Origin of the sequence: Nocardia sp. NPDC052112 (assembly GCF_040680135.1) — a bacterium.
Lineage (GTDB): Bacteria > Actinomycetota > Actinomycetes > Mycobacteriales > Mycobacteriaceae > Nocardia.
The window spans coordinates 229,824-254,895 of sequence record NZ_JBFAWD010000005.1 but is presented as its reverse complement, the minus strand read 5'-3'; the positions used below and the strand labels follow the sequence as shown (position 1 = coordinate 254,895).

Sequence of the window (25,072 nt, the reverse complement as noted above, 5' to 3'; positions counted from 1 at the left end):
AGAGGTTCCCGCATGCGACTTGTGCTGAGGCTGGCCGGAGCGATACTGCTGCTCGCTCTCGCCACGATCGGGTTTCCCGCTCCGGCCTTCGCCGTCGGGCCGCCCGTCATCGATGGCGGTGCGCTCGGTGCGGCGATAGCGGCCAGTGCGGGCGGACCACCCGAGGCCACCGAACAGCGCTCGGTCTGCGCCGAACCACAACTCGCCGGCGCCCCACCGCGTGATCCGCCGCAACCACAGCGGCTGCTCGACCTGCCCGCCGCCTGGCAGTTCAGCCGCGGTGCCGGCCAGAAGGTCGCGGTGATCGACACCGGCGTGCGGCGCCACCCACGCCTGCGCGCCGTGCAGCCGGGCGGGGACTTCGTGTCGAATTCGGATGGCACCGACGACTGCGACGGCCACGGCACCCTGGTGGCCGGCCTGATCGCCGCTCAACCCAGCCCGGAGGACGGATTCGCCGGGGTCGCACCGGATGCGGAGATCCTCGCGATCCGGCAGTTGAGCCTGGCCTTCGAAGCAAAGGATCGAGGTCGCGGCGACGAACCGGGCAAGATCGCCTCGGCCGGTTACGGCAATGTGATGACCCTGGCCGCATCCGTCGTCCGCGCGGTCGATATGGGCGCGACCGTGCTCAATATCTCCGAAGTCGCCTGTGCCGCAGGCGGATCTGGTCCCGCCGATGCGGCACTCGGCGCCGCGGTGAAATACGCCTACGACCGCAATGTGGTGGTGGTGACCGCCGCCGGCAATATCCAGCAGGGCGGGGCATGCGCCGCGCAGAACGACGGCACCGGCTGGGGTGCGGTGAAGACGGTGGTGAGCCCGGCCTGGTTCACCCCCTATGTACTGTCGGTCGCCTCGGTGGACGCCGATGGGAAGCCATCGGACTTCTCCATCCACGGCCCCTGGGTCGGTGTCGCGGCACCCGGCCGGGGGATCGTTTCGCTCGACAGCAAACCGGGTGCGGCCGGTGTGGTCGACTCCGTGCAGACCAGCGACGGCACCGGATCCATCAACGGCACAAGCTTTTCCAGCGCCTACGTTTCCGGGCTGGCGGCATTGGTGCGGGCCAGATTCCCGCAGCTGTCGGCCCAGCAGGTGATGGATCGGATCACCCGCACGGCGATGCAACCCGGCCAGGGCCGAGATGACCGGCTCGGCGCCGGGCTGATCGACCCGCTCGCCGCGCTCACCGCACAACTGCCCGCACAGCCGATCGCCGCCGGCGTCGATGCGGCGCGAGCGCTGCCGGCACCGGCGCCACCGCCGTATGTCGATCCGGTGCCGGGCCGGGTCGCGGTCATCGGGACGCTGGTTCTGCTGGCGCTGCTCGCCATCGGCTTCGCGCTGTCGATTCCGTTCCGTGGACGACGCAATCGTGTCGATCCGGCGGAAGAAGACCGAGAAGGACTGTAGGACATGGTTACCGAAGGATTTGTGCGCCGCCCGCGTATCGCGTCGCCTCGCCCGCCGGGTGGTGAGGTCGCACTGTCGGCACCGCCGGAGATCCCGCGGCCGGTGCCGACCGGGCTGCTGATGAAGCTCATGCCGGTGGTCATGGTGGTCGCGGTGGTCGGCATGATCGCGATGATGGTCATGATGGGCCGCAACCTGCTGGCCAATCCGTTCATGATGATGTTCCCGATGATGATGCTCATGTCGATGGTCGGCATGGTGGCGGGTTTCCGGGGTGGCGGCGGGACGAAGAAGGCCGCCGAACTCAACGAGGAGCGCAAGGACTATTTCCGCTACCTCGCCCAGGTGCGCGCGGATGTGCGGGAGACCGGTAAGTCCCAGCTGGCCGCGCTGATCTGGAGTCATCCGGAGCCGGCGGATCTGCAATCGATCGCCGGAACCCGCCGGATGTGGGAACGCCGGCCCAGTGACCCGGACTTCGGGCATGTGCGCGTCGGTTCCGGCAGCCACCGGCTCGCGACCAAACTCGCCCGTCCCGAGACCGGTCCGCTGGAGGATCTGGAACCGGTATCGACCGTGGCGTTGCGCCGGTTCGTCCGCACCCATTCGGTGGTGCACAACCTGCCCACCGCGATCTCGCTGCGCGCCTTCCCCGCGATCAATATCGAAGGTGCTGCCGCGGAGGCCAGAATGCTGGTCCGGTCGATGCTGATGGAGTTCGCCACCACACACGGTCCCGATCACACCGCGGTGGCGATCATCTGCGCCGACCCCGACAGTGAGGCCTGGTCCTGGGCCAAATGGCTACCGCACCTGCAACATCCGGTCGACCGGGACGGACTCGGCTCGCGGCGCATGATGTACCAGTCGCTGGCCGAACTCGAAACCGCCATGTCCGCCGAACTGATCGAACGCGGCCGTTTCATGCGCAATGCGCAACCGACGGCGGGACGCGTCCATCTGCTGGTCATCATCGACGACGGATTCGTCAGCGGTCGCGAACGTATCGTCAGTGACTCGGGTCTGGACTCGGTCACCGTGCTCGACCTCACCGCGCCACAAACCGGGCTCGCCGTGCGCCGCGGACTGCAACTGGTCGTCGGTGATGGCATGGTGGCCGCCAAATCGGCTGCGGGTATCGAGAAATTCGCCACCGCGGATTCCGTCACGGTACCTGAGGCCGCTGCCCTGGCCCGAGCTCTGTCTCGCTACCGGATCGCGACCGCGGCGCAGATGATGAGTCTCGGCGACGAAACCCGCGCGGTGGCGGGTTTGATGTCGCTGTTGAAGATTCCCGATGCCGCGCAGATCAATCCGGCGGTGGTGTGGCGTTCGCGCAGCGACCGCGAGCGCCTGCGGGTGCCGATCGGGGTAACCCCGGACGGCACTCCGGTCGAACTCGATATCAAGGAGTCCGCCGAGAACGGTATGGGACCGCACGGATTGTGCATCGGCGCAACCGGTTCCGGTAAGTCGGAGTTCCTGCGCACCCTGGTGCTGTCGCTGGTGACCTCGCATTCTCCGGATCTACTGAATCTGGTCCTGGTCGACTTCAAGGGTGGGGCGACCTTTCTCGGCCTGGACTCGCTGCCACATGTCGCCGCGGTCATCACCAACCTCGAGGACGAACTCTCGATGGTCGACCGCATGAAGGACGCGCTGTCCGGCGAGATGAACCGCCGTCAGGAACTGCTGCGCTCGGCGGGTAATTTCGCCAATGTCACCGAATACGAGAAGGCGCGCGTCGCGGGCGCTCAGCTCGATCCGTTGCCCGCACTGTTCGTCGTAGTCGACGAGTTCTCCGAATTGCTGTCGCAGAAGCCGGATTTCGCCGATCTGTTCGTGATGATCGGCCGCCTCGGCCGCTCGCTGCGGGTGCATCTGCTGCTCGCCTCGCAGCGGCTCGAGGAGAACAAGATGCGCGGACTGGACAGTCACCTGTCCTACCGCATCGGTCTGCGTACCTTCTCGGCCAACGAGTCCCGCGCGGTGCTCGGTATCACCGATGCCTACCACCTGCCCAGCGTGCCCGGTTCGGCCTATCTCAAGAGTGACGCGGATGATCCGCTGCGCTTCAACGCGGCCTACGTCTCGGGACCGTATGTCTCGCCGCAGGGTGGCCAGCAGGTCGGCGGCCGGGAAATCGGCGGACAGGTGCCATTGATCTTCACCGCATCGGAGGTCGAGGCACCCGAGCAGCCGGCCCACCGGGAAAGTGCCGGGCCGCGCGGGCTTCCGGCCCTGCCACCCCCGCCCGGTGCCGTCGATGCGGAGCTGCCGGAGCCGAGCGGCGGGCAGGGGGAGGGCGGTGTCCCGGCGACCCTGCTTCAGGTAGTTGTCGCACGCCTGAATGGGCACGGACGGCCGGCGCACGAGGTGTGGCTGCCGCCGCTGGACGAATCGCCCTCGGTGGATATGTTGCTCCCCGATCCGGATTGGAAGTCGCCGGTCAACCGGCACGGTCAGCTCTGGATGCCGATCGGTGTCATCGACAAGCCCTACGAGCAGCGTCGTGACGTACTGATGATCGATTTGGCCGGCGCACAGGGCAATCTGGCCGTGGTCGGCGGACCGCAGTCGGGCAAATCCACCGCGCTGCGCACCGTCATCATGGCGGCCGCGGCCACCCACACCCCCGAACAGATCCAGTTCTACTGCCTGGACTTCGGCGGTGGCACGCTGTCCGGTCTCGCCGATGTGCCACATGTCGGTTCGGTGGCCGGCCGGTTGGAGGTCGATCGGGTCCGGCGCACCATCGCCGAGATGAATACGCTTTTGCATCAGCGTGAAGAGCGTTTCCGCGCGCTCGGCATCGAGTCGATCGCCGAATTCCGCAAGCGCAAGGCCTATCTCGCCCAGCTCCCGGAGGCCGAACGTGCGGCCGATCCGCTGTCGGAGGATCTGTTCGGCGATGTGTTCCTCGTGGTGGACGGGTGGGCGACCATCCGGGACGAATTCGACATACTCGAACCGGCCTTCAATACACTGGCCGCTCGCGGTTTGTCCTACGGCATCCATCTCATGCTCGCCGCCGGCCGCTGGGCCGAGATCCGGCCTGTCGTCAGGGACCTCATCGGTACTCGCCTCGAATTGCGACTCGGTGATCCGAGTGATTCCGAAATGGACCGCCGCACAGCCGTACTCGTCCCGGTGAGCCGTCCGGGCCGCGGACTGACACCCGACAGCCTGCATATGCTGATCGCGCTGCCCCGGCTGGATTCCGACTCCGACGCGCAAACGCTCTCGGAGGGCGTGGGCGAGGCCAAACGGCAGTTGAATGAGCTCTACGGCAGCAGGCGGGCCCCGCAGGTGCGCATGCTCCCGATGGAGATTCCGCGCGAACAGGTAATGGAAACCGCCCGCCGTCAGCGCATCGAGCTCGGGCCGACCCGCGTCGTCGTCGGAATCGACGAATCCGAATTGCAGCCGGTGGTCCTGGATTTCGGCGCGCAGCCGCACCTCATGGTGTTCGCCGATGTCGAATGCGGGAAGACGACGATGCTGCGCAATATCGTCATGGGGGTGGTCGAGAATGCGAATGCGAAGCAGGCGCGGGTCATCCTCATCGATTACCGGCGCACCATGCTCGGGGTCATCGAAGGGGAGCAGCTGGCCGGATATTCGACATCGTCGCAGACCTCGGTCGGCATGATCAAAGAGGTGGCGGGCTATCTGTCCAAACGGATTCCCGGCTCGGATATCACCCCGAAGGAGCTGCGCGAGCGCAGCTGGTGGAGCGGGCCGGAGATCTACATCGTCGTCGACGACTACGACATGGTCGCCACGGCGGAGAATCCGCTGGCGCCGCTGCTGGAATTCCTGCCGCAGGCGCGCGATGTCGGAATGCATCTGATCGTGGCCCGTCGCTCCGGCGGCGCCTCGCGCGCACTGTACGACAAGGTGCTCGGCGGAATGAAGGATCTGTCCGTCGACGCGCTGATGATGAGCGCTCCCAAGGACGAGGGCAAGATCATCGGCGATATCCGGTCGACGAAGCTGCCCGCGGGGCGCGGCACACTCGTGACCCGAGGCGGCAACGAGATGATCCAGGTGGCCTACCTCCCACCGGTGTAGTGCCTCAGGCGGGGGAGTCGCGGTAGTTGGCCAGCACCACCGCCAGGCAGTCCGCCGCGATCACCGCGCCGGCGGCGAACATCAGCGGGTGGCGACTGGCTCGGCGCGGCCTCGGTGCGCACAGCCATGTGGGCGGGGTTCGATGGTGGAATTTCTGTGACGAGCATCGGCATGCGTGATTCCCGCGTGCGCGGTATGAGCCGCTGTGTGCCGGGCCTGCTGGCCGGAACAGGGCCGAAGACGCCGTACGAGCTCAAACAACTGGTGGCCGAGAGCATCGGGCATTTCTGGACTTTCCCGCACTCGCAGCTCTACAGCGAACCGGCCCGGCTCGCGACGGGCGGATTCGTCGAGGAGGAGCGAGAGGAGGGTGGCCGGAGGCGGCGCCGGTTCGCGATCGCCGAACCCGGCAAGACGGCGCTGCGCGAATGGCTCGCCGCCGTCGGCGCCGAATTTCCCGAGGTCCGCGACCCGGCACTGTTGAAGTTGTTCTTCGGGCCGCTGACCGCACCGGGGAACATCGTCGCGCTGGCGCGGCGGCACCGCGACGCCCACCGGAAGCTGCTCGAACAGTTCACAGCCGCCGCGGAACCCCTGCGCGGCACCGCCGCGGCGATCGTGCGGTTCGGCATCGCCTTCGAGCAGGCATCGGTCGAGTTCTGGCAGTCCATCGCCGCCGACCCGCCCGCCGGTCCGCATATCGACAGCCAGCGATCGGTGCCTGTCGGTTATCTCGTTGGCGCGCTAGCGATGTGGGATACGGTGACGACCGCTTGTCACATCACTGTGCCACCCGATCGCGCCCGGACTCGGAATCGCCGTTGATTCCCTGGTTCGCCGTTGAACCTTTGTCCCGCACTTGTGCGTCTGCTTTAGGTGTCGTCATTGCCCCGCCATGTGTTATCGCCCCCACGGCCCCTTTTTACGGGGGCCGGAATTCGCCGTACCGTGGCGCGCCTGGCGGGTCCGGAGTCGCCACATCGCCTCGGTCCAGCCGCCGTATGTGCAGCCCGCCGGCGACCTCGCTGAACGCCATCGAGTGGCGATCGACCGATGCAACGGGTTCATGACCGGATTCCTTTTGTCCTTTTCGCTGGTCCGCATGGGTCTGTTGCCCGGTGGGGCCGGGGCGGTTCGGAAAACTTGTCGCTATTTCCCGCTGTTCGAACCCGGTGTGTCGAGCTGGCGCGGTGCTCGTCGTGCTGTTTACTCGGTCCGGTCAACCAGATGTTCGAGTCAACCAGATGTTCGAGTGACGAGTGAAAGCGGAGGAGACATGGCACTGCCTACCATGACCGCGGAACAGCGCACTGAGGCGTTGGCCAAGGCGGCTGCGGTCCGCAAGGCGCGCTCCGAACTGATCGGCAAGGTGAAGGCCGGCAAGGTTTCGGTTGCAGACCTGTTGAAGAAGGCGGACAGCGACGACCTGGTCAAGAAGACCAAGGTCGCTGCCGTGATCAAGGCGCTGCCCGGGGTCGGACCGGTCAAGGCTGCCAAGCTGATGGACCAGGCGGAAATCCCCGAGGACCGCCGCATCGGTGGACTCGGCGCCCGCCAGCGTGCGGCGTTGCTCGAAGCGCTGAAGGACTGACACGTCGTCCATAGCGATTGCGTGCAGGTCGCTCGAAAGGGTCAGCCGGACCATGATCGGGGAACGAACGCTCACGTCGGTGGCGTGGCTGTGCGTCGAGAACGGCCGCTTGCTCGCGGTCCGGACCGAGGGACGCGACGCCTTCTATCTACCGGGCGGCAAGCCCGAATCCGGAGAAACCTTGGCGGGAGCGCTCGTTCGGGAGGTTCGCGAGGAAGTCGGCGTCGAATTGGAGGCGCACCGGATCACGCCCGTGGTGACCATTACGGCCCCCGCCCACGGGCGTCCCGGAACACTGGTCGAGATGCACTGCTTCCGCGCGCCCGGTCACGGCACGCCGGCTCCGGCGGCGGAGATCGCCGAGATGGCGTGGCTCGGGCCGGACGACGGACACCTGTGCGCACCGGCCGTTGTGCGGGCCCTCGACCATTTGACCGAGGTCGGAGGTTGGCACGCGTCCTGAACGCCCAGTTCGCACGGAGAACGCCCCACAGCATGCGCTGTGGGGCGTTGCTGTTTCGGGGGTCTACCTGGTGGTACGGCGGCGCGGAAGATGGAAGGTGATCGGGTCGGGATCACGCAGCTGCGGCCCGCGCGGGGTGACCAGGAGCAGGGCCAGGCCGAGCGCGACGATCAGCGCCGCACCGATGACGCTGAGGGTGAAGCTGGCCCCGCCCATGGCGGCGGGTTTGTGGAAGGCGTGATAAAGCAGGTGCGGAAGGCCGAATACCAGCCAGCCCAGGCCCGCGACCTGGGCAAGCGCACTGCCGCCGAGGAATAGCGCGGCCAGGGTCACCGCGGTCAGCGCCAGGAAGAACGAGCCGACATCGAAGGCCAGATGGTGGTTGTAGGGGCCGTCCGCAGAGATCCACTGCATGCCGAAACCCGGAAAGCTGGTGTACCAGGAGTGCGGCGCGAAGACCGCCCACAGTCCGACGACCGCGCCCTGAAATGCCGATACCGCCAATATGATTCGCACCGCGAGCCAGCGATTGCGCTGCTGTTCGAACCGCATCCGGACCCGTAGCCCGCCGGATTTGCCATCTACCGTGATCCGCATCGGTCTCTCCGTTCGTCGCCGAACCAGGGATCTGGTGCTGCAACCGTAAGTCGGACCTCGGGTCACGATCAATAGGCGGCGACCTCGTCGGTGATGGTCAGCCGGTCGGCGCGGGAATAGATGTTCATGGTGTCGCCGCGCAGGAAGCCGACCAGGGTGAGGCCGGATTCGACGGCCAGATCGATGGCCAATGAGCTGGGGGCGGAGACGGCGCCGAGCATCGGGATGCCCGCCATCACGGCCTTCTGGACGAGTTCGAAGGAGGCCCGGCCGCTGACAATGAGCACGAGATCGTTTGCGGGGATCCGGTTTTCGAGAACCGCCCAGCCGAGGACTTTGTCGACGGCGTTGTGTCGGCCGATGTCCTCGCGCACGGCGAGTGGGGTGCCGTCGGTGGTGAACAGTCCCGCAGCGTGCAGGCCGCCGGTGGCGTCGAAAACCGTTTGGCGGGTGCGTAATCGGTCGGGCATGGCGGCGAGGGTTTCGGTGTCCACGGTGGTCGAGGTGGTCGGGAGCGGGAATCTGGTGCGGGTGCGGACCTCGTCGAGTGCGGTTTTACCGCAGAGACCGCATGCGCCGGTGGTGAGGAAGTTGCGGCTGCGCACCGGGATCGGGTTGCGCAGGTGGACATCGAGGACGTTGTAGGTGTTGTGGCCGTTGTCGTCGGTGCCCGCGCAGTAGCGGGCGCTCACCACGTCCTCGGCGGTGTGAATGATGTCCTCGCCCAGGAGGAAGCCGTGCACCAGTTCGATATCGTTGCCCGGTGTACGCATGGTGACGGTGAGTGATTGGCCGTTGAGGCGCAGTTCCAACGGTTCTTCCACCGCAACGGAATCCGGGCGTTCGATCACGCCGCTGGGGGAGACGCGATGCGTCTTGCGGCGCGCGGTCACTCTGCTCACGACTGCGCCTCGCTGCCGCTCGGCTCCGTCGTGCGCAGGGCGCACTGTGACATGGTTCGCTCGCTTCGCTCACTCACGACTGCGCCTCGCTGCCGTGGACGTGTGGCTCCACCCGGATCGTCACGGCCTTGGATACCGGCGTATTCGACCGTGCCGCCACGTGATCCAGCGGAACCAGGGGATTGGTCTCGGGATAGTAGGCGGCGGCGTTGCCGCGTGGGGTCGAGTATTCGACGATGCGGAAGCCGGTTACCTTGCGTTCGGTGCCGTCGGTCCATTCGGAGATCAGATCCACCAGATCACCGTCCACGAAACCGAATTCGGTGATGTCGTCGATATTCATCAGGACCACCTTGCGGCCGCCGTGCACGCCGCGGTAGCGGTCGTCCAGGCCGTAGATGGTGGTGTTGTACTGGTCGTGGCTACGCAGGGTCTGCAGGATCAGCCGGCCCTCGGGGACCGGTACCCAGGTCAGTTCGTTCACCGCGAAATTGGCTTTGCCGCTGGCGGTGCGGAATTCGCGGGAATCGCGCGGTGGGTGCGGCAGGACGAAGCCGTTGCGGTCGCGCACCCGCTGGTTGTAGTCGGCGCAGCCGGGCACGACGCGGGCGATCGCATCGCGGATCTTGTCGTAGTCCTGCTGGTATTGCGCCCACGGCACCGGGTGATCGGCGCCGAGCAGGGCCTGGGCGAGTTCGCAGACGATGGTGACCTCACTGCGCAGGTACTCGCTGACCGGCTTCAGCCGACCAGTGGACAGGTGCACCATGGACATCGAATCCTCCACCGACACTTGCTGTTTGGTGCCGCCCCGCAGATCGAGATCGGTGCGGCCGAGGGTGGGCAGGATGAGTGCGGTCGCACCGTGCACGATGTGGCTGCGGTTGAGTTTGGTGGAGACGTGCACGGTCAGCGCGCAACTGCGCAGCGCGGCCTCGGTGACTTCGGTATCGGGGGTGGCGGAGACGAAATTGCCGCCCATGCCGAAGAACACCCGCGCCCTACCCGCGCGCATGGCGCGGATGGCATCGACGGTGTCGTAGCCGTGTTTGCGCGGGCTGGTGATGCCGAATTCGCGGTCGAGCGCGTCGAGGAAGGTCTCGGGCATCTTCTCCCAGATGCCCATGGTGCGGTCGCCTTGGACGTTGGAGTGGCCGCGCACCGGGCATACGCCCGCGCCGGGCTTACCGATCATGCCGCGCAGCAACAGCAGATTCGTCGCCTCCTCGATGGTGGCGACGCCGTGCCGCTGCTGGGTCAGGCCCATCGCCCAGCAGATGATGATGTTCTTCGATTCGGCCAAAAGTGTTGCGGTGCGCTGCAGATCGTCATCGGTTAGGCCGGTTGCGTCCCGTACCGTTGCGAGATCGACGGCGCGCATATTCTTTTCGTATTCGGCGAAACCCGCACAACGCGCGTCGACGAACTCGCGGTCGACCACTGTGCCCGGCGCGCGGTCCTCGGCCTCGAACAGCATTTTGCCCAGGCCTTGGAACAGCGCCATATCGCCGCCGAGCCGGATCTGCAGGAAGTCGTCGGCAATGGCGACACCGCTGGTGAAGCCCTTGACCGTCTGGGGGTCGCGGAAGCCGAGCAGTCCGGTCTCCGGCAGCGGGTTGACCGCGACGACCTTGGCGCCGTTGGCCTTCGCGCTCGCCAGCGCGCTGAGCATGCGCGGATGATTGGTGCCCGGATTCTGACCCGCGACAATGATCAGATCCGCTTCGGCGAAGTCGTCGATCGAGACCGAACCCTTGCCGATGCCGATGGAGCTGGTCAGCGCGGCGCCGGAGGATTCGTGGCACATATTCGAACAGTCCGGCAGATTGTTCGTGCCGAAGCTGCGGACCAGCAATTGGTAGAGGAACGCGGTCTCGTTGGCGGTGCGGCCCGAGGTATAGAACAGGGCCTCGTCGGGGGAGCTCAGCGCGCGCAGGTACTCGACAATGAGTCGGTAGGCGTCGTCCCACTCGATGGGCGCGTAATGGGTCGCGCCGGGGCGCAGCACCATCGGATGGGTGAGGCGGCCTTGCTGGCCGAGCCAGTAACCGGATTTGCTCGCCAGTTCCTCGATCGAGTGCGCGGTGAAGAATTCGGGGGTGACGGTGCGCAGCGTCGCCTCCTCGGCGACGGCCTTGGCGCCGTTCTCACAGAATTCGGCCGGGCGGCGGTGCCCCGTCGGCTCGGGCCAGGCACAGCCGGGGCAGTCGAAGCCGTGCACCTGGTTCACGCGGGCCAGCGTGCGCGCGGTACGCAGCACGCCCATCTCCTCGACCCCGCGTTTGAGCGCGACCGCCACGGCGGTCACACCCGCGGCCTGCTCCTTGGGCTGGGTCACGGTCAATCCGGACTCGTCGATGTCCTGTGTCGGCCCGTTACGGTGCATGGTGGATATTGTCCTCTTCTCACGAATTTTGTCGTGGACCCACCCTTTGTCCTGATTACGGATGCTCGTATTGCGGTTGTGGGCTCCGGTCCCTCCCGAGCCGGATCGTGGACACTCGGGTGAATGTTTGCCGCCGGGTACCTCGGCGACGCTGCCTGGTAGCCAGCGGTTTTCGCGGGGTTCCGGCTCCGCGAGAAGGCTCCGCGTCGGCGGGTGCGGGCTTACCATAGCTACTGATCAAATCGCTGATTGAGGCTTGGGCGATGGGGACGCTGGCGGCAATTCCGACGCGTGCCGGCGGAGAGCGTCGGCAGGTGGCGTCCCGGCGTGCGAAATCCCGTATTCGGTGGGGTATTTTTTGTTCGGCCGCGCTGTTGGTGGCGGTCGGGTTCGGTCGGGTATCGGCCTTCGGGGTTCCGGCATCGGACGAGCCGACTTCGTCGGTGGTTGCGACAACGCCCGTGCCGGGTGGGCACCAAGGAACGCGGAATGGGGCCGGGGCGCAGACCAGCACCTCGGTGCCGAATGACAATTCCGACGGCGGCGGGACGCGCGACGGTTCCGGGACGCGCGACGGTACCGGGACGCGCGACGGTACCGGGACGCGCGACGGTACCGGGACAGGCGATGGAACCGGGACAAGTGATGGAACCGGGACGCAGACCACGAGCAGTCGGGTGCCCACTGATCCGTGTGCCGGGCGGTCGTCGGATGGCTGCTCGGGACCGACCTCCAGTCCCGAACAACCGCGGCTGCCGGATATCGTGCTGCCGCCGATCACCATCACCTCGCCGCCGCCACAGCCGCCGGTCAGGCCCGCGCCGCCCGTGGATTCGTCCACCACGGTGCTGCCGCCGCGGCAGCTACCGGAGGATCCACGGCCGCCGGAACCTCGGTCGAATAAGCAGCCCGAGGTGGTTGTGCCGACCGCTCGTCCCGCGGATCCGCCGCTGCCCGCCACCGCGGCACCGGCGCCGCCTATCGCTCCGCAACCCGCCGCGCTCGAGCTCACGCCAACGGCGATCGGGCTGGGTGACGATGTCACCGCGGCTGGATCGGGGTGCGAGCCACGGTCGCAGGTCAGCCTGCTGGTCGGGGACACACCGGTCGGGAACACCGTCGCGGGCGCAGATGGCGGGTTCCGGGCACCGCTGGCGTTGACGTCGATCGACGTCGGGCGATATGAGGTGACGGCGCGCTGCGGGCGCACGCTCACCGCGCCGCTGGACGTGGTGCTGGTCAGCCGGATCAGCTCCGCCACTTCGACATTGACGGTAATTCTGTTCTTCCTGTTGATCGGTGCCTGGTTCTACGGGCATCGGCTCGTCTCGCACCTACCCGCGCGGAGGGAACCATGATGGGAGTCCCCGTCTCGGCGGTGACGCGAATTGTTGTGCTGCCCAGTGTGTTCACCCTCGTGCTCCTCGGGTTGTCGGCGGCGCCGGTCGCGGCCAAGCCGCAGGGTGTGGACATGTCGGCGACCATCGACGATCGCGATATCGCCGACACCTCCACCACCGAACCGCTACGACTGCAACCGAACGGCACCATTCGGATGGCTATCGCGTTGACCAACAACACCGATGGGGCGCTGCGCATTCGGCGGGTGGACCTGGCCGGGCATGTGCTCGGGCTGACCTTCTTCTCGTACTCGACCGCGGTCGAATTGACCATCGCACCGGGAAGATCCGAGGAACTGAGGTATCGGCTCGATCTGACCGGGCTCGAGGGTCAGGCGACCGGACTGATCGTCGCGGATTTGGCGGTGATCGGCGAGGACGGCACACGGGTCGCCGCGATACCGCTGGACACCGACGTGCGCGGCTCGCTGTATTCGGTATACGGACTGTTCGGGATCGCGCTGGCGGTGCTGACGCTGCTGGCCATTGCCGATGCGGCGCTGGCGATCGCCCGGCATCGGCTGTCCGCCAACCGGTGGCAGCGCGGGTTGCGGCTACTCGCGCCGGGAATCGGCATCGGATTGGTATTCGGGTTCACCGCGTCGGTGTTGCGGTGGTGGGTTCCCGATACCGGATTGTGGCTTGCGGTTGCCGGGGTGGCGGCGGCGGTCGGCTTCCTGCTCGGATACTGTTCGCCGACACCGGAAGTCGGGGATCTCGCGCCGACGGAAGAGGCCGACGAAGTCGTCGATGTGGAAACCGAGCGCGTGCCGGCGGATGGGGCGATATCTTGACATCGGATACCGGGCGATTGCGGGCCGTGCTGCCCGCATATGACATCGGTGCGCAGGTCGGCAGGGGCGGATGCGGCGTGGTGCTCGCGGGTACCCATCGTCGGCTGGGGCGACCGGTTGCCATCAAACAGATTCCACCGCAGTTCGCGCACGACGAGCACGTGCGGCGTCGGTTCGTCGCCGAGGCGCGGTTGCTCGCGGCCATCGATCATCCGCATGTGGTGCGGGTTTTCGACTATATCGAGGCCGACGAGCTGTGCCTGTTGGTGCTGGAGTACCTGCCCGGCGGGACCGTTGGCACTCGGTTCGCGACGGAGGGATTCGACGCGGCTACCGCGGTCGCGGTCGGGCTGGCGTGTGCCGCTGGTCTGGAAGCGGCGCACCGCCACCAGATTCTGCACCGCGACGTCAAACCGTCGAATCTCATGTTCGGTACCGGCGGTGCGATAAAACTGACCGATTTCGGGATCGCCAAAATTGTCGGCGGCGATGAGACATTGGTGACCCGGACCGGGGAGATCGTCGGCACTCCGTCCTATATCGCGCCGGAACAGGCACGTGGACAGCCGCTTTCGCCCGCCACCGATGTCTACGCGCTGGCGACCATGCTGTATCAGCTGCTGTCCGGGGTGCTGCCGTTTCCGCCGAATGAAGACCATCTGGCAACGCTTTTCGCACACGCCTTCGGCAATCCCATACCGCTCGTCGAGGTCGCACCGGGCGTCCCCGAGCCGATCGCCGACGTGGTGATGCGTGGCCTCGCGACCGATCCGGCCGATCGGTTCGATACCGCCGAACTCTTCGGGGTCGCGCTCGCCGAGTTTGCCGCTGTGTGCTGGGGTGGCGATTGGCTTACGCCCGTGGGCATTCCGGTCATCGGTGCGGACACCATTGTCGCCGCCGCGACCGGAAGCAGTCGTGCCGCCGGGCGATCCGGTGTTCAGACACCGAGACCGCGAGTCGGGCTCGAACACGCCGCCGTCACACAGCGCACCGGCGTGCCACCCGCAGGTTTCGGACCGCGGCCTCCGGTAACCGCCGCTCCAACCGTTCCTCCGTTCGCAGCACCCGAATCTGGGCTGGTTCCCCCTTCGGCGGCGCCAACCGAAATCTCGCTGACGGACCGCCCACACGGTTCGGATTCGGTTGCGAGCGGGCCGATAGCGCCGGTGCCACGGCATGGTGGAATCGCGGATGGTTCTGAACAGTCGGGCGCCGCGACACCCGAGGCGCGGCCCGTTGCGGAGTCGCACGCAGCAGGGGCGGCATTGCTCGGGGCCGGAGATCCGACACCGGGTGCACGGTCCGAGTGGGCGCCGCACGCGCCACGCCCTACACCGGGAGATGCGACTACAGGGCCGAGGTCGGTGTCGGAGCCGTCAGCGTCGGAACCGCGTGCGCCAGGGTTGCCCGAAGCTAGGTGGCCCGCCGCTGAGCCGGATGCGTCGGCATGGTCGACATCAGAGATGACGGCCGGGGCAACTCGGGGTACACCACCGTCTTTTCGGCCGCCGATGGGGCGGGTGCGTCCGGTGCATGGGCTGCAGGACAACGGTGTTCGGTTGGCCGATGTCGATCGGCGGGATCTGGTACCCATCCGCGATGTCGTTACCTTTGCTGCTGCGTGGCCGTTGTTCGTGGTCGGGGTGTTGCTCGCGGTGGCTGCGTGTGTGGTTGCGGTCATCGGATTGGCTGCGCCGACCGCCGGAGGGGATCTGGTACCTGGCACGGTCACCGTCGCCGGTGTCGATCCGACGGAGCCGAATCCGATCGAGATCGATCTGTCGAATCCGATTCCGTTGCAGGTCAATGGAATCGATGTCGACTCCGCCGCGCTCACGGTGGAGGTATTCGGCGTGCGGGTGGGCGGGGATCCGGTTCCGCTGCGGCCCGGTGGCGTGGCCACCCTGCCCGATCCGGTCAACTCGCACGTACTGGCCGGCAGCCTCGACGGCCAGCTCACCCTCTCGCGCAGCGGAAACGAAATCGCCACGCAGCGAATCCAATTCCGCACCACCGGGCGCCCGACACACACGGTGGCGGCGGCCGCGATCGTGGTCCTCGCCCTGTTCGGCGTCGCCTACCTGGAGTCCAACACCCGCACCTTACGTCGCGGCCACGGCGGCTTCGCCAACATCATCGGCTTGTCCGCCAGTGCCGCCATTCTCGCCGCCGCCGTCGCCGGTGGCGCCTGGATTCTGCGCGACACCCCGCCCACCATCACCACCCTCGCCGTCACCGCCGTACTCGCCGCCGCCGCGGGAGTCGCCGCCGCACTGGGCGCACAGCGAATCGGCAAGCGCCGCCGACTCCTTCGCCGCGTCCGCCGCGATCACCGTTGACGCGGTAGCCCGGAACGATGTGTCGCTGGTCAGGAGTGGCGGCGTTTGCTGGTGGCTTGTGTCGGGTCCTCGGTGCGGTAGGTGAGGATGCGTTGGCCTATGCGTAGGCTCCAACCGGGGTGCAGTTCGGTCGGGGTGGTGCCGATGCGGGTCCATTCGTCGGCGCCGGGGGCGGCGATGAAAGTGCCTGCGGGGGTCTCGGCGTCGCGGACGTAGACCTTGCCGCGGTCGACCGAGACGTAGGCGTGCACCCGTGAGACGTGGCGGTCGCGCGGGACCGCGAGGGGAGTGGCGGTGGCCGCGCGTACCGTCTCGTCGATCATCGGGCTGCGGCCGACAACGTAGGCCCGGTCCAGTGGATACGCGGAGCCATCCGCGAGAACCAGCGTGCCGATGGGCTGCCCCACCCCCGAGTTGTTCGTGCCCCCGATCGGTCGCAGGGGTCGCGGTCTTACCCCCTGCAACGCCAGAATCTTGTGCAGCGCAATCGGTTCCGGCTGCGCTGTCACTCCGGCCCGCGTTCCGGCGGCCTCCTCCCGGTCCCGAGCGGACATGGCCTTGGTGCCGATCTCCTCCGCGCCTGCCTGCCCGGATCGACCGGATGGTGCCGAATCATCGGGCTGCGCCTCCGATGATGCCGAGCCCGACCGGGCAGCGGCCGTCGATCCCGCGGGTCCGGTCCTCTCGGTCGACTCGTCGAATCCCATGGCCCGCGTTGCCGATCTCTGTGAGGATCGGTCGGAATCCGTCGATCCGGTAGGTCCTGCCTTTTCGGCTGGTTCGGCGGAGTTGGCAATGGCTTGCTGTGGGGTCGGGCCGGATTGTGTGGATCCGGTGGGTCCTGCTTTCTCGGTTGGTTCGTCGTGTGCGGTGGGCTTGGCTGCGGATTGTTGCGGGGTCGGGCCGGATTGTGTGGATCCGGTGGGTCCTGGCTTCTCGGTCGGCCCGTCGAATTCGGCGGCGGATCTGTGCGGAGACCGGGGCGGGTGCACCGATTCTGCCGAGCGACGCTTCTCGGTGGGCTCGTTGGGTTCGGTCGACCGCGCGGGAGGCTCTCGCAGCGATCCCGTCGGGCGGGCGGTGGCGCCGAGCCGTGCCGATCTGGCGGGGTGGGGCGCGCCGATGTGCTGGCCGGTCGGGGTGGCCTCGGACTTCGCGGTCGGCTCGCGCAGGGCTTCGAATCCGGCCGGAGCGGTGGGTGGGGGTTCGGCGGCGGGCGGAGTGCCGGTGGTGCGGGCTCGGGTGGCTGCGGATTTTCCGATGCGGCGGGCGGCTATGCGTAGGACGAAACCGCCGCCGGGGACGATGCCTGCGCGCAGGTCGGTGCGTGGCTGTTCGTGTATCGGGAAGGCGGTGTCCGCGCCGACCGCGATCCGCCGTACCGGTTCGCGCACGATTTCGTCTACCCAGGTGAACGCGCGGGCTCCGGACAGTCGCCGCGATCCTTGCGCGCCCTGGATCTGCGCGCTGACCTGTCCGCGCAGCAAAATCACGGTGCCGTCGGCGGTCGGCGCGATAACGCCGAACGGCGGCGGCTCGGAATTGCCGCCGAAAACCACCGCCGCCAGGCGCTGCGCGATCGCCGCCCCAGGGTGTCGCGTATCCGCCACGGCCTCGATCGCACCGAGTATCCGGTCCGTGGAAGGGGTTTCGCCCGCGAGATACACGACAACCGCACCGAAGCGTGCGATCAGACCATCGCCCGGCGCAATCCCCACGGTCGACGGGTCATTTCGCACCCGCGCCTCCTTCCCGGACACTATCGGCGTCCAGCATAGAGCGTGCCGAGCACCCGAAACCGGCCCTCGACGAACCGCAACCACGCACCGACAGTGATCCGACCCGCCCTTGGTCGACGAGGTGTCGCGCATCACTCGCGGCGAGCTAGCCGGTGAACTCGAACGCGTGGTCTTCGAGCCAGGTGGTGAAGGGCCGGGCGGGGTGGGTGGTGAGGGTGGAAACGGTATCGGTGATCGGGGTGGGGACGCCGTCGCAGCGACGCCAGTAGTCGAGGAGGCCGTCGGCGTAGTGGGCGGGGATGAATTCGGCCATCTCCCGTTTCCATGCGTCGGGGGTCACGTGGGCAATGACTGCGGTGCGGCCGGTGATCTTGCCGATCAGGTCGATCTGTGCGGTGAACGTCAAGGTCTGTGGGCCGGTGAGGGTGTAGACATGACCGCGGTGGTCCGGTTTCGTCAGTAGCGCATAAGCGCACTCGGCGACGTCTAATTCGTGGATCGGATCGGTGTAGGCATTCGGGTAGGGGAGGCTGATCGGGCGGTCGGCCTTGATCGCGAACGACCACCCGCGGGCATTGCTCGCGAAGGCGCCGGGACGCAGTACGGAGACGGTCATCGGTGCGTCGGCGAGTCCGAGTTCGGCGTCGAGATGGGATTTCGCGACCGGGTTGGTGACAGCATCGGGATCGAGCACTGCGGACGAGGACAGCAGCACGATGTGATCGACTCCGGCTTCGGTCGCAGCGGAGACGAATTCGGTGATGCGCTCGGATTCGGCATACAGGAATACCGAGGTGACGCCGTCGAGTGCGGCGGTGAAGGTGGCCGGGTTCCGGAGGTCGCAGGCGACGGCGGATATTCCTGCGGGAAGCTGCTCGGGCCGGCGGGAACCGACGCGGACGGCGTAGCCGCCGGCGCGGAGCAGGGACATGAGATCGGCGGCGACCGCGCCGCGGCCTCCGGTAATGAGAATCATGAGAATTCCTCGGGTCGAAGGTGATTCTGAGGAAGAGGGCGAACGAGGATCGTTACGAACGCTGTTCGATAGCCTCGAACCCTACGAGGCGAACAGTGTTCGTGTCAAACAGTGTTCGTCGCAGCGTATGCTCCGGGATATGAGCGAGCGCAGGGAGCGAATCATCGACACAGCCGCCGCAGCGGTTATGCCGGAGCGGACCGGCGAGGCGCCGGCATGAGCGCTGCACCCGTCAGCCGCCGGGCCCGCCCCGCGAAGGCACCCCTCAGCCGTGCGGTGATCATCGAAACCGGCCTACGCATCCTCGACCGCGACGGTTCGGCCGCCCTCACCATGCGCCGCGTCGCGCAGGACCTCGATACCGGCGCGGCCTCGCTCTACGTCTACGTCGCGAACCGTGACGATCTGATGGCCGCCATGCTCGACCACATGCTCGGCACGGTGCCCGAGCCGACGGGCGATACCTGGCGCGACCGCCTCACGTCCCTGGTCGAGACGACCGTCGACGCGATGTCCAGATACCAGGGGCTCGCACTGGTCGCCCTCGGCTCGATACCGACGAGTCCGAATGCCCTGGTGATCGTCGAGCGGCTCCTCGCCCTGCTCGCCGAGGGAGGTGTGGACGCGCAAACCAATTCCTGGGCCGTGGACCTGATCTACCTGCACATATCCGCACAGGCCGTGGAGCAGAGCGCGTACGACAGCAAGGACACCAACGAGCAGGACTATGTCGCCGAGGTCGCCCGGCACTTCGCCGAACTACCCGCCGACCGATATCCGACGCTGGTGGCCATGCGCGAACAGATGCTGGCGGGCGGCGGCGACGACCGGTCGCGCTGGGCACTGCGCGCGCTCGTCAACGGCATCCTGGCGACTCCGGTCGAATGACTGTCGTGGGAGAATCATCCATGCGGATGATTCGACCGGCGGTCGAGGACGACCTGCCGATACTGCAAGATATCGAGCGTGTGGCGGGCAAACCGTTCGCCGACATCGGGATGATGGCCGTTGCCGATGACGATCCGCCGTCACTGGATACGCTCCGGGAATTCCAGCAGGCGGGCCACGCGTGGATCTATCCCGATGACGCGGGCCGCCCGATCGGCTATCTGATCCTCGGCATCGTCGACGGTAACGCTCATATCGACCAGGTCTCGGTGGATCCGGATCACGCGGGTAACCGGATCGGCAAACGGCTGATCGACCATGCCGTGTGCTGGGCGAAAGCCCAAGGGATGCAGGCGATCACGCTGACCACCTTCATCGATGTGGCGTGGAACGGCCCGTACTACGAACGCCTCGGCTTCCGCTTTCTGGCTCCCGCCGAGGAGACCGCGGAACTACGCGAAATCCGGGCCGCCGAGGCCGCGCACGGCCTCGACCGCTGGCCGCGCGCCGCCATGCGAGCCGAACTCGACGTCTGGCAACTGGACTAATGCTGGCTCGCGAAAGCTGCCTCCGCCGCTGGTAGGGCCGCCGCCCGGTCCTCGGCGACGAGACCGATCCGGGTGCGGCGGTCCAGCAGGTCGTCGGTGTCGAGGGCGCCTTCGTGGGTGATCGCGAAGGCGAATTCGGCCGCGGTGACGTCGATTCCGGGCGCGACCGGTTCGGCGAGTACGGGATTGCGCTCGGCCAGGTCGAGTACGGCCGCGGACTCGCTGCCGTAGCGTTCGACCAGCACGGTCGGGGCGGTGATGTGATCACGAGCGGCGCCGGAGACCGCGCCGACCAACGGAAGTCGTTTGGTTCGGCACGGGCCCGCGGTGAGGTTGCCGTGCTCGATCGCCGCATCGACGCCGTCCTCGGCCATCTGGCGGTAGGTGGTGAGCTTGCCGCCGACAATGGTGATGACGCCGACAGGGGAGTGCAGGACCGCGTGTCGGCGGGAGATATCGGCGGTGCTGTTATCGGCGGTCCGCAGCAGTGGGCGCAGTCCGGCGTAGGTGCCGCGAATATCGTTACGGGTCAATGGCTCTCGGAGTGCGGTGTTGATGGTTTCGAGGAGGAAATCGATTTCGGCATCGGTGGGCTTCGGCTCGTCGGGAACCGGGCCGGGGGCGTCCTCATCGGTGAGACCGAGGTAGACCCGGCCGTGCGCGGCGGGGAAGGCGAAGACGAAACGGCTGGTGCTGCCGGGTACGGGGACGGTCAGCGAAGCGGTGAGTCCGCCGAATGATCGGGCATCGAAGACCAGGTGGGTGCCGCGGCTCGGGCGCAGTTCGATACTCGGGTCGACTTGATCGGCCCAGACACCGGTGGCATTGATGACAGCGCGAGTTCGGATCGCCATGGACTCGTCGGTCAGGGTGTCGCGCAGGGTGGCCGAATCTCCGGTCACGCCAAGGGCTTCCATGCGAGTGAGGATCGTCGCGCCGTATGCGGCGGCGGTGCGGGCCAGTGCGACTACCAGCCGCGCATCGTCCACCAGCTGTCCGTCCCAGGCCTGCAGGCCGCCACGCAACCCGTCGCGGCGCACCGTCGGCGCCAGTCGCAGTGCCTCGGCGGTGGCGACTCGGCGCGAACGCGGCAGTGTCGCTGGCGAAGTGCCCGCACTGCGGCGCAGGACATCTCCGGCGACGAAGCCCGCGCGGATCAAAGTCCGTTGTGCGATACCGATTTCCGGAAGCAGCGGCACGAGCTGCGGCAGCGGACGAACGAGATGCGGTGCGGTGGTGGTGATCAGAATCCCGCGCTCGACCGCGCTTTCGTGTGCGATGCCGACCTGCCCGGTGGCCAGATACCGGAGTCCGCCGTGCACCAGCTTGGAACTCCACCGGCTTGTGCCGAATGCCAGATCGTGCCGCTCCACCAGCACGGTCCGCAGTCCGCGCGCCGCGGCATCGAGCGCGGCACCGGTCCCGGTCACGCCGGCGCCGATCACCAGCACATCGATTTCGCCGCCGTCGCCGAGCAATTGCAGATCACGGTTGCGGCGTCCGGCATTCAGCGCGGAATTACCGTGGGCGTCAGCCGAGTTCGCAGTCATTACAGTCCCTTTCGATGGCGGACGGATCGCCGGTGCCATGGCATTCGGTCATCGCGACGGGCTTTGTCATCGCGCCTTCTCCACGGGCGCCAGGTAGCCATCGATCGCGCGGGCCAACTCGGTATCCAGTGCCGGACCGGCCAGCAATGGCGCGACCGTACCGGCCGACTGCACCGCCGACTGCGCGATGAGCAGCAGCATGGTCGCCATCTGGTCCGGATCGCCCGCGCGAATGGTGCCGTCTCGGTGACCTTCTCGGATGCCCGCACCGAACAGTTCGAGCAGGGCGCGCTGGTTGCGGCCGAGGCGGCCGAAGACATAGGTGAGCATCAGATCGGTGTCGGTGCGGAAGATCTTGCCGAACAACGGATTCGAGCGAATCGTCGCCGCACCCGCGACCACGCCCTCAACCAGCCGGGTGCGCGCATCGCCCGCGGCGGGCATGGTGTCGGCGACGATCGCGCGCAGTTCGCGCACCAGCAATTCGGCAACCAGTGATCCGGTATCGGGCCAGCGCCGGTAGACGGTGGGCCTGCTGACACCGGCACGGCGGGCCACCTCGGTGAGTGTGGTGCGGCGTACCCCGAACTCCTGTACGCAGGCCCTGGCCGCATCGAGGATCGCGAGATCGGTGGCCGAGAGCGCGTCATCGGGGGCGGATGCTGCGGAAGTCATCGGATATCACCACCGGGTGTCGGCGGCACCGCGGTGCCGGAAGTGGGTGTCTTTTCGTTACTGCTTGACAGTCTATGTCAAACTGTAACGCATGGTCGAGACGCAGCAGCACACCGACGAAATCGGACCGTCCGAGACCGGGGTGCCCACCGCAAACCCGGGCGTGCCGTCGTATGCGGCGAGTATGGTTTGGGACGCCTGGGGCATCCCTGCCGGACACAAGCCGCTCTCGGCTTCGATCCGGGACCTGTTGACGCAGGTATTCGGAGTGTCCGGTGACCCGGTGGCGCGCCGCGATGAGGGCGATGTGCCGCTACGCGAGTCGACGCTGACGCCGACTCAACGGGACGGGTTGGTCGCGGTGGTCGGCGTGGGCAGCATTTCGGTCGACCACCACGATCGTCTGCTGCACGCGGGCGGCAAGAGCACACCCGACCTGCTGCGCCGTCGCGCCGACGGTCCGCAGGACGCACCCGATGCGGTCGTCTTCCCCGCGGATCACGAGCAGGTGCTCGCCGTGCTCGACTACTGCGCCGACAACGCCATCGCGGTCGTCCCCTTCGGCGGCGGTACCAGCGTGGTGGGCGGCGTCGATCCGGTCCGCGGTCGCTTCGATACCGTCATCGCGCTGGATCTGCGCCACCTGGAAGGTATTTCGGAGATCGACCCGGTCAGCGGCACCGCGACGCTCGGGGCTGGACTCACCGGCCCCGAGGCCGAGGAACTTCTTGCCGCCCATGGACTTTCGCTCGGCCACTTCCCGCAGAGCTTCGAATTCGCCAGCATCGGCGGCTTCGCCGCAACTCGGTCCTCCGGACAGGCATCGGCGGGTTACGGCCGCTTCGACGACATGGTCCAGCACCTCAAGATCGCAACGCCCAGCGGCACGATCGAACTCGGCCGCGCACCCGCCTCCGCCGCAGGCCCGGACCTGCGTGAGCTATTCGTCGGATCGGAAGGGGCGCTGGGTGTGATCACCGAGGTCACGCTGCGGGTACACCCGGTGCCGGAAACCATCGGCTACCAGGCCTGGTCTTTTCCGGATTTCGAAACCGGCGCCGCCGCACTGCGCTCGGTGGTGCAGGCAGGTGTCGCGCCTACCGTGCTGCGGTTGTCCGACGAGGTCGAGACCGGTGTCAACTTGGCGCGTTCCGCGGATATCGGCGGTGCGGCGGTGGCCGGGTGTCTGGCGATCACCACCTTCGAAGGCACCGAGGCGCATGTCGCGGCCCGCAGCGCCGAGGCGGGGGCATTGCTCGCCGCAGCGGGCGGGAACGCGCTGGGACAGACCCCGGCCCAGGAGTGGGAGCACGGGCGTTTCGCCGCACCCTATATGCGCGATGCGCTGCTCGATCTCGGTGTGCTGTGCGAAACCCTGGAAACCGCGACGACCTGGTCGAATCTGGTCGAGCTCAAGCTGGGGGTGACTGCGGCACTGACGGATTCGCTCGCCGGACAGGGCACCCCGCCGCTGGTGATGTGCCACATCTCGCACACCTATCCGACCGGAGCGTCGCTGTACTTCACCGTCATCGCCAAGCAGTTGGACGATCCGATCACCCAGTGGCTCATCGCGAAAGGTGCGGTCGGTGACACGATTGTGGCCGTGGGCGGCACCATCACCCACCATCACGCGGTCGGCACCGACCATCGCCCCTGGATGTCGCACGAGATCGGTGATCTGGGCGTGCGCGTACTGCGCGCGGTGAAGCGGGAAGTGGACCCCGCGGGCATCCTCAACCCGGGAAAGCTGGTCCCGTGACATCGGATTCGCGTCCGGTGCGCGCGATCACGGTGGTGACCAACCCGCAGTCCGGTGTCGGCAGAGGACACGAGGTGGCCGCGGCCGCGCTGGCGCGCTTCCGCGCACATGGCGTGGATGTCGCCGAGGTGCGCGCACCATCGGCCGCCGAATCCATACGCCAGGTGCGGGATTCGATCACCGGCGGCGCCGAGCCGGATGCGGTGGTCTGCATCGGCGGCGACGGCTTGATGAATGTCGTACTGGAAGCCATCGCGCAGACCGGGGTGCCGCTCGGCCTGATCCCCGCGGGCACCGGCAACGATCTCGCACGCGAAATCGGCGTGCCCACCGACGATCCCGTCGCGGCTGCGGACCTGATCCTCGGCGGCCGCACCCGCACCATCGACCTCGGCCGTATCGAATCGCCCGCACCCGGATTCACCCCCAAGTGGTTCGCCACCGTCACCGGCACCGGTTTCGATGCGCGAGTCACCCTGCGCGCGAACGATATGCGCTGGCCCAAAGGCCCGCTGCGCTACACCTTCGCCGCACTGGCCGAGATTTCCGGCCGCTTCACCGTGCCGTACCGAATCGAGCTGGCCGGCGTCGCGCCCGGCGCGCTCGACAACCCCGACGCCGACACCGTCATCGAGACCGATGCCGTCATGGTGGCCATCGGCAATACCCGCACCTATGGCGGCGGCATGCTGGTCTGCCCGGACGCGGTGATGGACGACGGGCTACTGGATCTGACTGTCGTGGGTGCGGTTTCGCGGCTGGATATGCTGCGCATGCTGCCCGCGCTGTCGGCGGGTAAGCGCATCGATCACCCGCAATCCAAACAGTATCGCGTTACCCAGGTGACTTTGACCGCCCCCGGCGCGCCCGCGACCGCCGACGGCGAACCGGCAGGCACGCTCCCCATCACCCTCCGCGCGGTGCGCGACGCGCTTACCGTGCTGGTCCGATGATCACTACGGCGCCACC

At 67.3% G+C, this 25,072-nt stretch carries 20 protein-coding genes; 13 read left to right on the top strand and 7 right to left on the bottom strand.

The features are described 5' to 3' along the window. The first annotated feature begins 12 nt into the window (after positions 1-12). The 6 genes from mycP (at position 13) to AB0L58_RS12035 (ending at position 7,544) form a co-directional block, all read left to right on the top strand. Positions 13-1,416, top strand: a complete 1,404-nt coding sequence (mycP, locus tag AB0L58_RS12060; protein ID WP_364385261.1) for a type VII secretion-associated serine protease mycosin — start codon at positions 13-15, stop codon at positions 1,414-1,416. A gap of 3 nt (positions 1,417-1,419) precedes the next feature. Continuing rightward, on the top strand, positions 1,420-5,490 hold the full coding sequence (gene eccCa / locus AB0L58_RS12055) for a type VII secretion protein EccCa (protein WP_364385258.1): 4,071 nt from the start codon (positions 1,420-1,422) through the stop codon (positions 5,488-5,490). A gap of 26 nt (positions 5,491-5,516) precedes the next feature. Continuing rightward, positions 5,517-5,669, top strand: coding sequence for a hypothetical protein (locus AB0L58_RS12050; protein WP_364385255.1), 153 nt, complete (start codon positions 5,517-5,519; stop codon positions 5,667-5,669). Further along, entirely contained in the window at positions 5,662-6,315 is a 654-nt protein-coding gene (locus tag AB0L58_RS12045) for a helix-turn-helix transcriptional regulator (RefSeq protein ID WP_364385252.1), read from the top strand. Before AB0L58_RS12050 ends, AB0L58_RS12045 begins: the two co-directional genes overlap by 8 nt. Positions 6,316-6,766: 451 nt before the next feature. Beyond that, positions 6,767-7,081: an integration host factor, actinobacterial type gene (gene mihF / locus AB0L58_RS12040; protein ID WP_040687687.1), complete on the top strand. Its 315-nt coding sequence runs from the start codon at positions 6,767-6,769 to the stop codon at positions 7,079-7,081. 52 nt (positions 7,082-7,133) lie between these two features. Beyond that, positions 7,134-7,544 carry an NUDIX domain-containing protein gene (locus AB0L58_RS12035; RefSeq protein ID WP_364385249.1) on the top strand — a complete coding sequence of 137 codons (411 nt, stop codon included), beginning with the start codon at positions 7,134-7,136 and terminating at the stop codon, positions 7,542-7,544. 63 nt (positions 7,545-7,607) lie between these two features. Here AB0L58_RS12035 and AB0L58_RS12030 read toward each other — a convergent pair whose 3' ends face one another. The 3 genes from AB0L58_RS12030 to AB0L58_RS12020 form a co-directional block, all read right to left on the bottom strand. Beyond that, positions 7,608-8,141: a hypothetical protein gene (locus AB0L58_RS12030; protein ID WP_364385246.1), complete on the bottom strand. Its 534-nt coding sequence runs from the start codon at positions 8,139-8,141 to the stop codon at positions 7,608-7,610. Between the two features lie 68 nt (positions 8,142-8,209). Next, positions 8,210-9,043: a formate dehydrogenase accessory sulfurtransferase FdhD gene (fdhD, locus tag AB0L58_RS12025; protein WP_364385243.1), complete on the bottom strand. Its 834-nt coding sequence runs from the start codon at positions 9,041-9,043 to the stop codon at positions 8,210-8,212. Between the two features lie 73 nt (positions 9,044-9,116). Beyond that, positions 9,117-11,429, bottom strand: a complete 2,313-nt coding sequence (locus AB0L58_RS12020; RefSeq protein WP_364385240.1) for an FdhF/YdeP family oxidoreductase — start codon at positions 11,427-11,429, stop codon at positions 9,117-9,119. 677 nt (positions 11,430-12,106) lie between these two features. On the opposite strand from AB0L58_RS12020, the gene AB0L58_RS12015 reads away from it, so the two are divergent. From AB0L58_RS12015 to AB0L58_RS12005, 3 genes are read left to right on the top strand one after another with little or no spacing between them, the layout of a single operon-like run. Then, positions 12,107-12,787 (top strand): hypothetical protein, encoded by a 681-nt coding sequence (locus AB0L58_RS12015; RefSeq protein ID WP_364385237.1) that lies wholly within the window; start codon positions 12,107-12,109, stop codon positions 12,785-12,787. Next, a complete protein-coding gene (locus AB0L58_RS12010; protein WP_364385234.1) occupies positions 12,784-13,623 on the top strand; it encodes a hypothetical protein in 840 nt (279 codons plus the stop codon). The genes AB0L58_RS12015 and AB0L58_RS12010 overlap by 4 nt, the downstream gene beginning before the upstream one ends. Next, entirely contained in the window at positions 13,620-15,965 is a 2,346-nt protein-coding gene (locus AB0L58_RS12005; RefSeq protein WP_364385231.1) for a protein kinase, read from the top strand. Before AB0L58_RS12010 ends, AB0L58_RS12005 begins: the two co-directional genes overlap by 4 nt. A 29-nt stretch (positions 15,966-15,994) precedes the next feature. On the opposite strand, the gene AB0L58_RS12000 is transcribed toward AB0L58_RS12005, so the two are convergent. Further along, complete coding sequence (locus AB0L58_RS12000; RefSeq protein WP_364385228.1) at positions 15,995-17,704, bottom strand: FHA domain-containing protein; 1,710 nt, start codon at positions 17,702-17,704, stop codon at positions 15,995-15,997. Between the two features lie 145 nt (positions 17,705-17,849). Beyond that, on the bottom strand, positions 17,850-18,680 hold the full coding sequence (locus AB0L58_RS11995) for an NAD(P)H-binding protein (protein WP_364385225.1): 831 nt from the start codon (positions 18,678-18,680) through the stop codon (positions 17,850-17,852). A gap of 216 nt (positions 18,681-18,896) precedes the next feature. Between AB0L58_RS11995 and AB0L58_RS11990 the strand changes: the two genes are divergently transcribed. Then, the gene (locus AB0L58_RS11990) at positions 18,897-19,568 is read left to right on the top strand and encodes a TetR/AcrR family transcriptional regulator C-terminal domain-containing protein (RefSeq protein ID WP_364385222.1); all 672 of its coding nucleotides are present in this window, start codon (positions 18,897-18,899) and stop codon (positions 19,566-19,568) included. A 20-nt stretch (positions 19,569-19,588) separates the two neighbouring features. Beyond that, positions 19,589-20,116 (top strand): GNAT family N-acetyltransferase, encoded by a 528-nt coding sequence (locus AB0L58_RS11985; RefSeq protein ID WP_364385219.1) that lies wholly within the window; start codon positions 19,589-19,591, stop codon positions 20,114-20,116. Here the strand turns inward: AB0L58_RS11985 and AB0L58_RS11980 are convergent. Both AB0L58_RS11980 and AB0L58_RS11975 read right to left on the bottom strand, forming a co-directional pair. Further along, positions 20,113-21,666 (bottom strand): glycerol-3-phosphate dehydrogenase/oxidase, encoded by a 1,554-nt coding sequence (locus tag AB0L58_RS11980; protein WP_364385216.1) that lies wholly within the window; start codon positions 21,664-21,666, stop codon positions 20,113-20,115. The genes AB0L58_RS11985 and AB0L58_RS11980 overlap by 4 nt on opposite strands. Positions 21,667-21,732: 66 nt before the next feature. Then, positions 21,733-22,341 (bottom strand): helix-turn-helix domain-containing protein, encoded by a 609-nt coding sequence (locus AB0L58_RS11975; protein WP_364385213.1) that lies wholly within the window; start codon positions 22,339-22,341, stop codon positions 21,733-21,735. Positions 22,342-22,525: 184 nt separating this feature from the next. Here AB0L58_RS11975 and AB0L58_RS11970 point away from each other — a divergent pair, with 184 nt between their 5' ends. After that, positions 22,526-24,103, top strand: coding sequence for an FAD-binding oxidoreductase (locus AB0L58_RS11970; protein WP_364385651.1), 1,578 nt, complete (start codon positions 22,526-22,528; stop codon positions 24,101-24,103). Further along, positions 24,100-25,056: a YegS/Rv2252/BmrU family lipid kinase gene (locus AB0L58_RS11965; protein WP_364385210.1), complete on the top strand. Its 957-nt coding sequence runs from the start codon at positions 24,100-24,102 to the stop codon at positions 25,054-25,056. The genes AB0L58_RS11970 and AB0L58_RS11965 overlap by 4 nt, the downstream gene beginning before the upstream one ends. Positions 25,057-25,072: the final 16 nt, after the last annotated feature.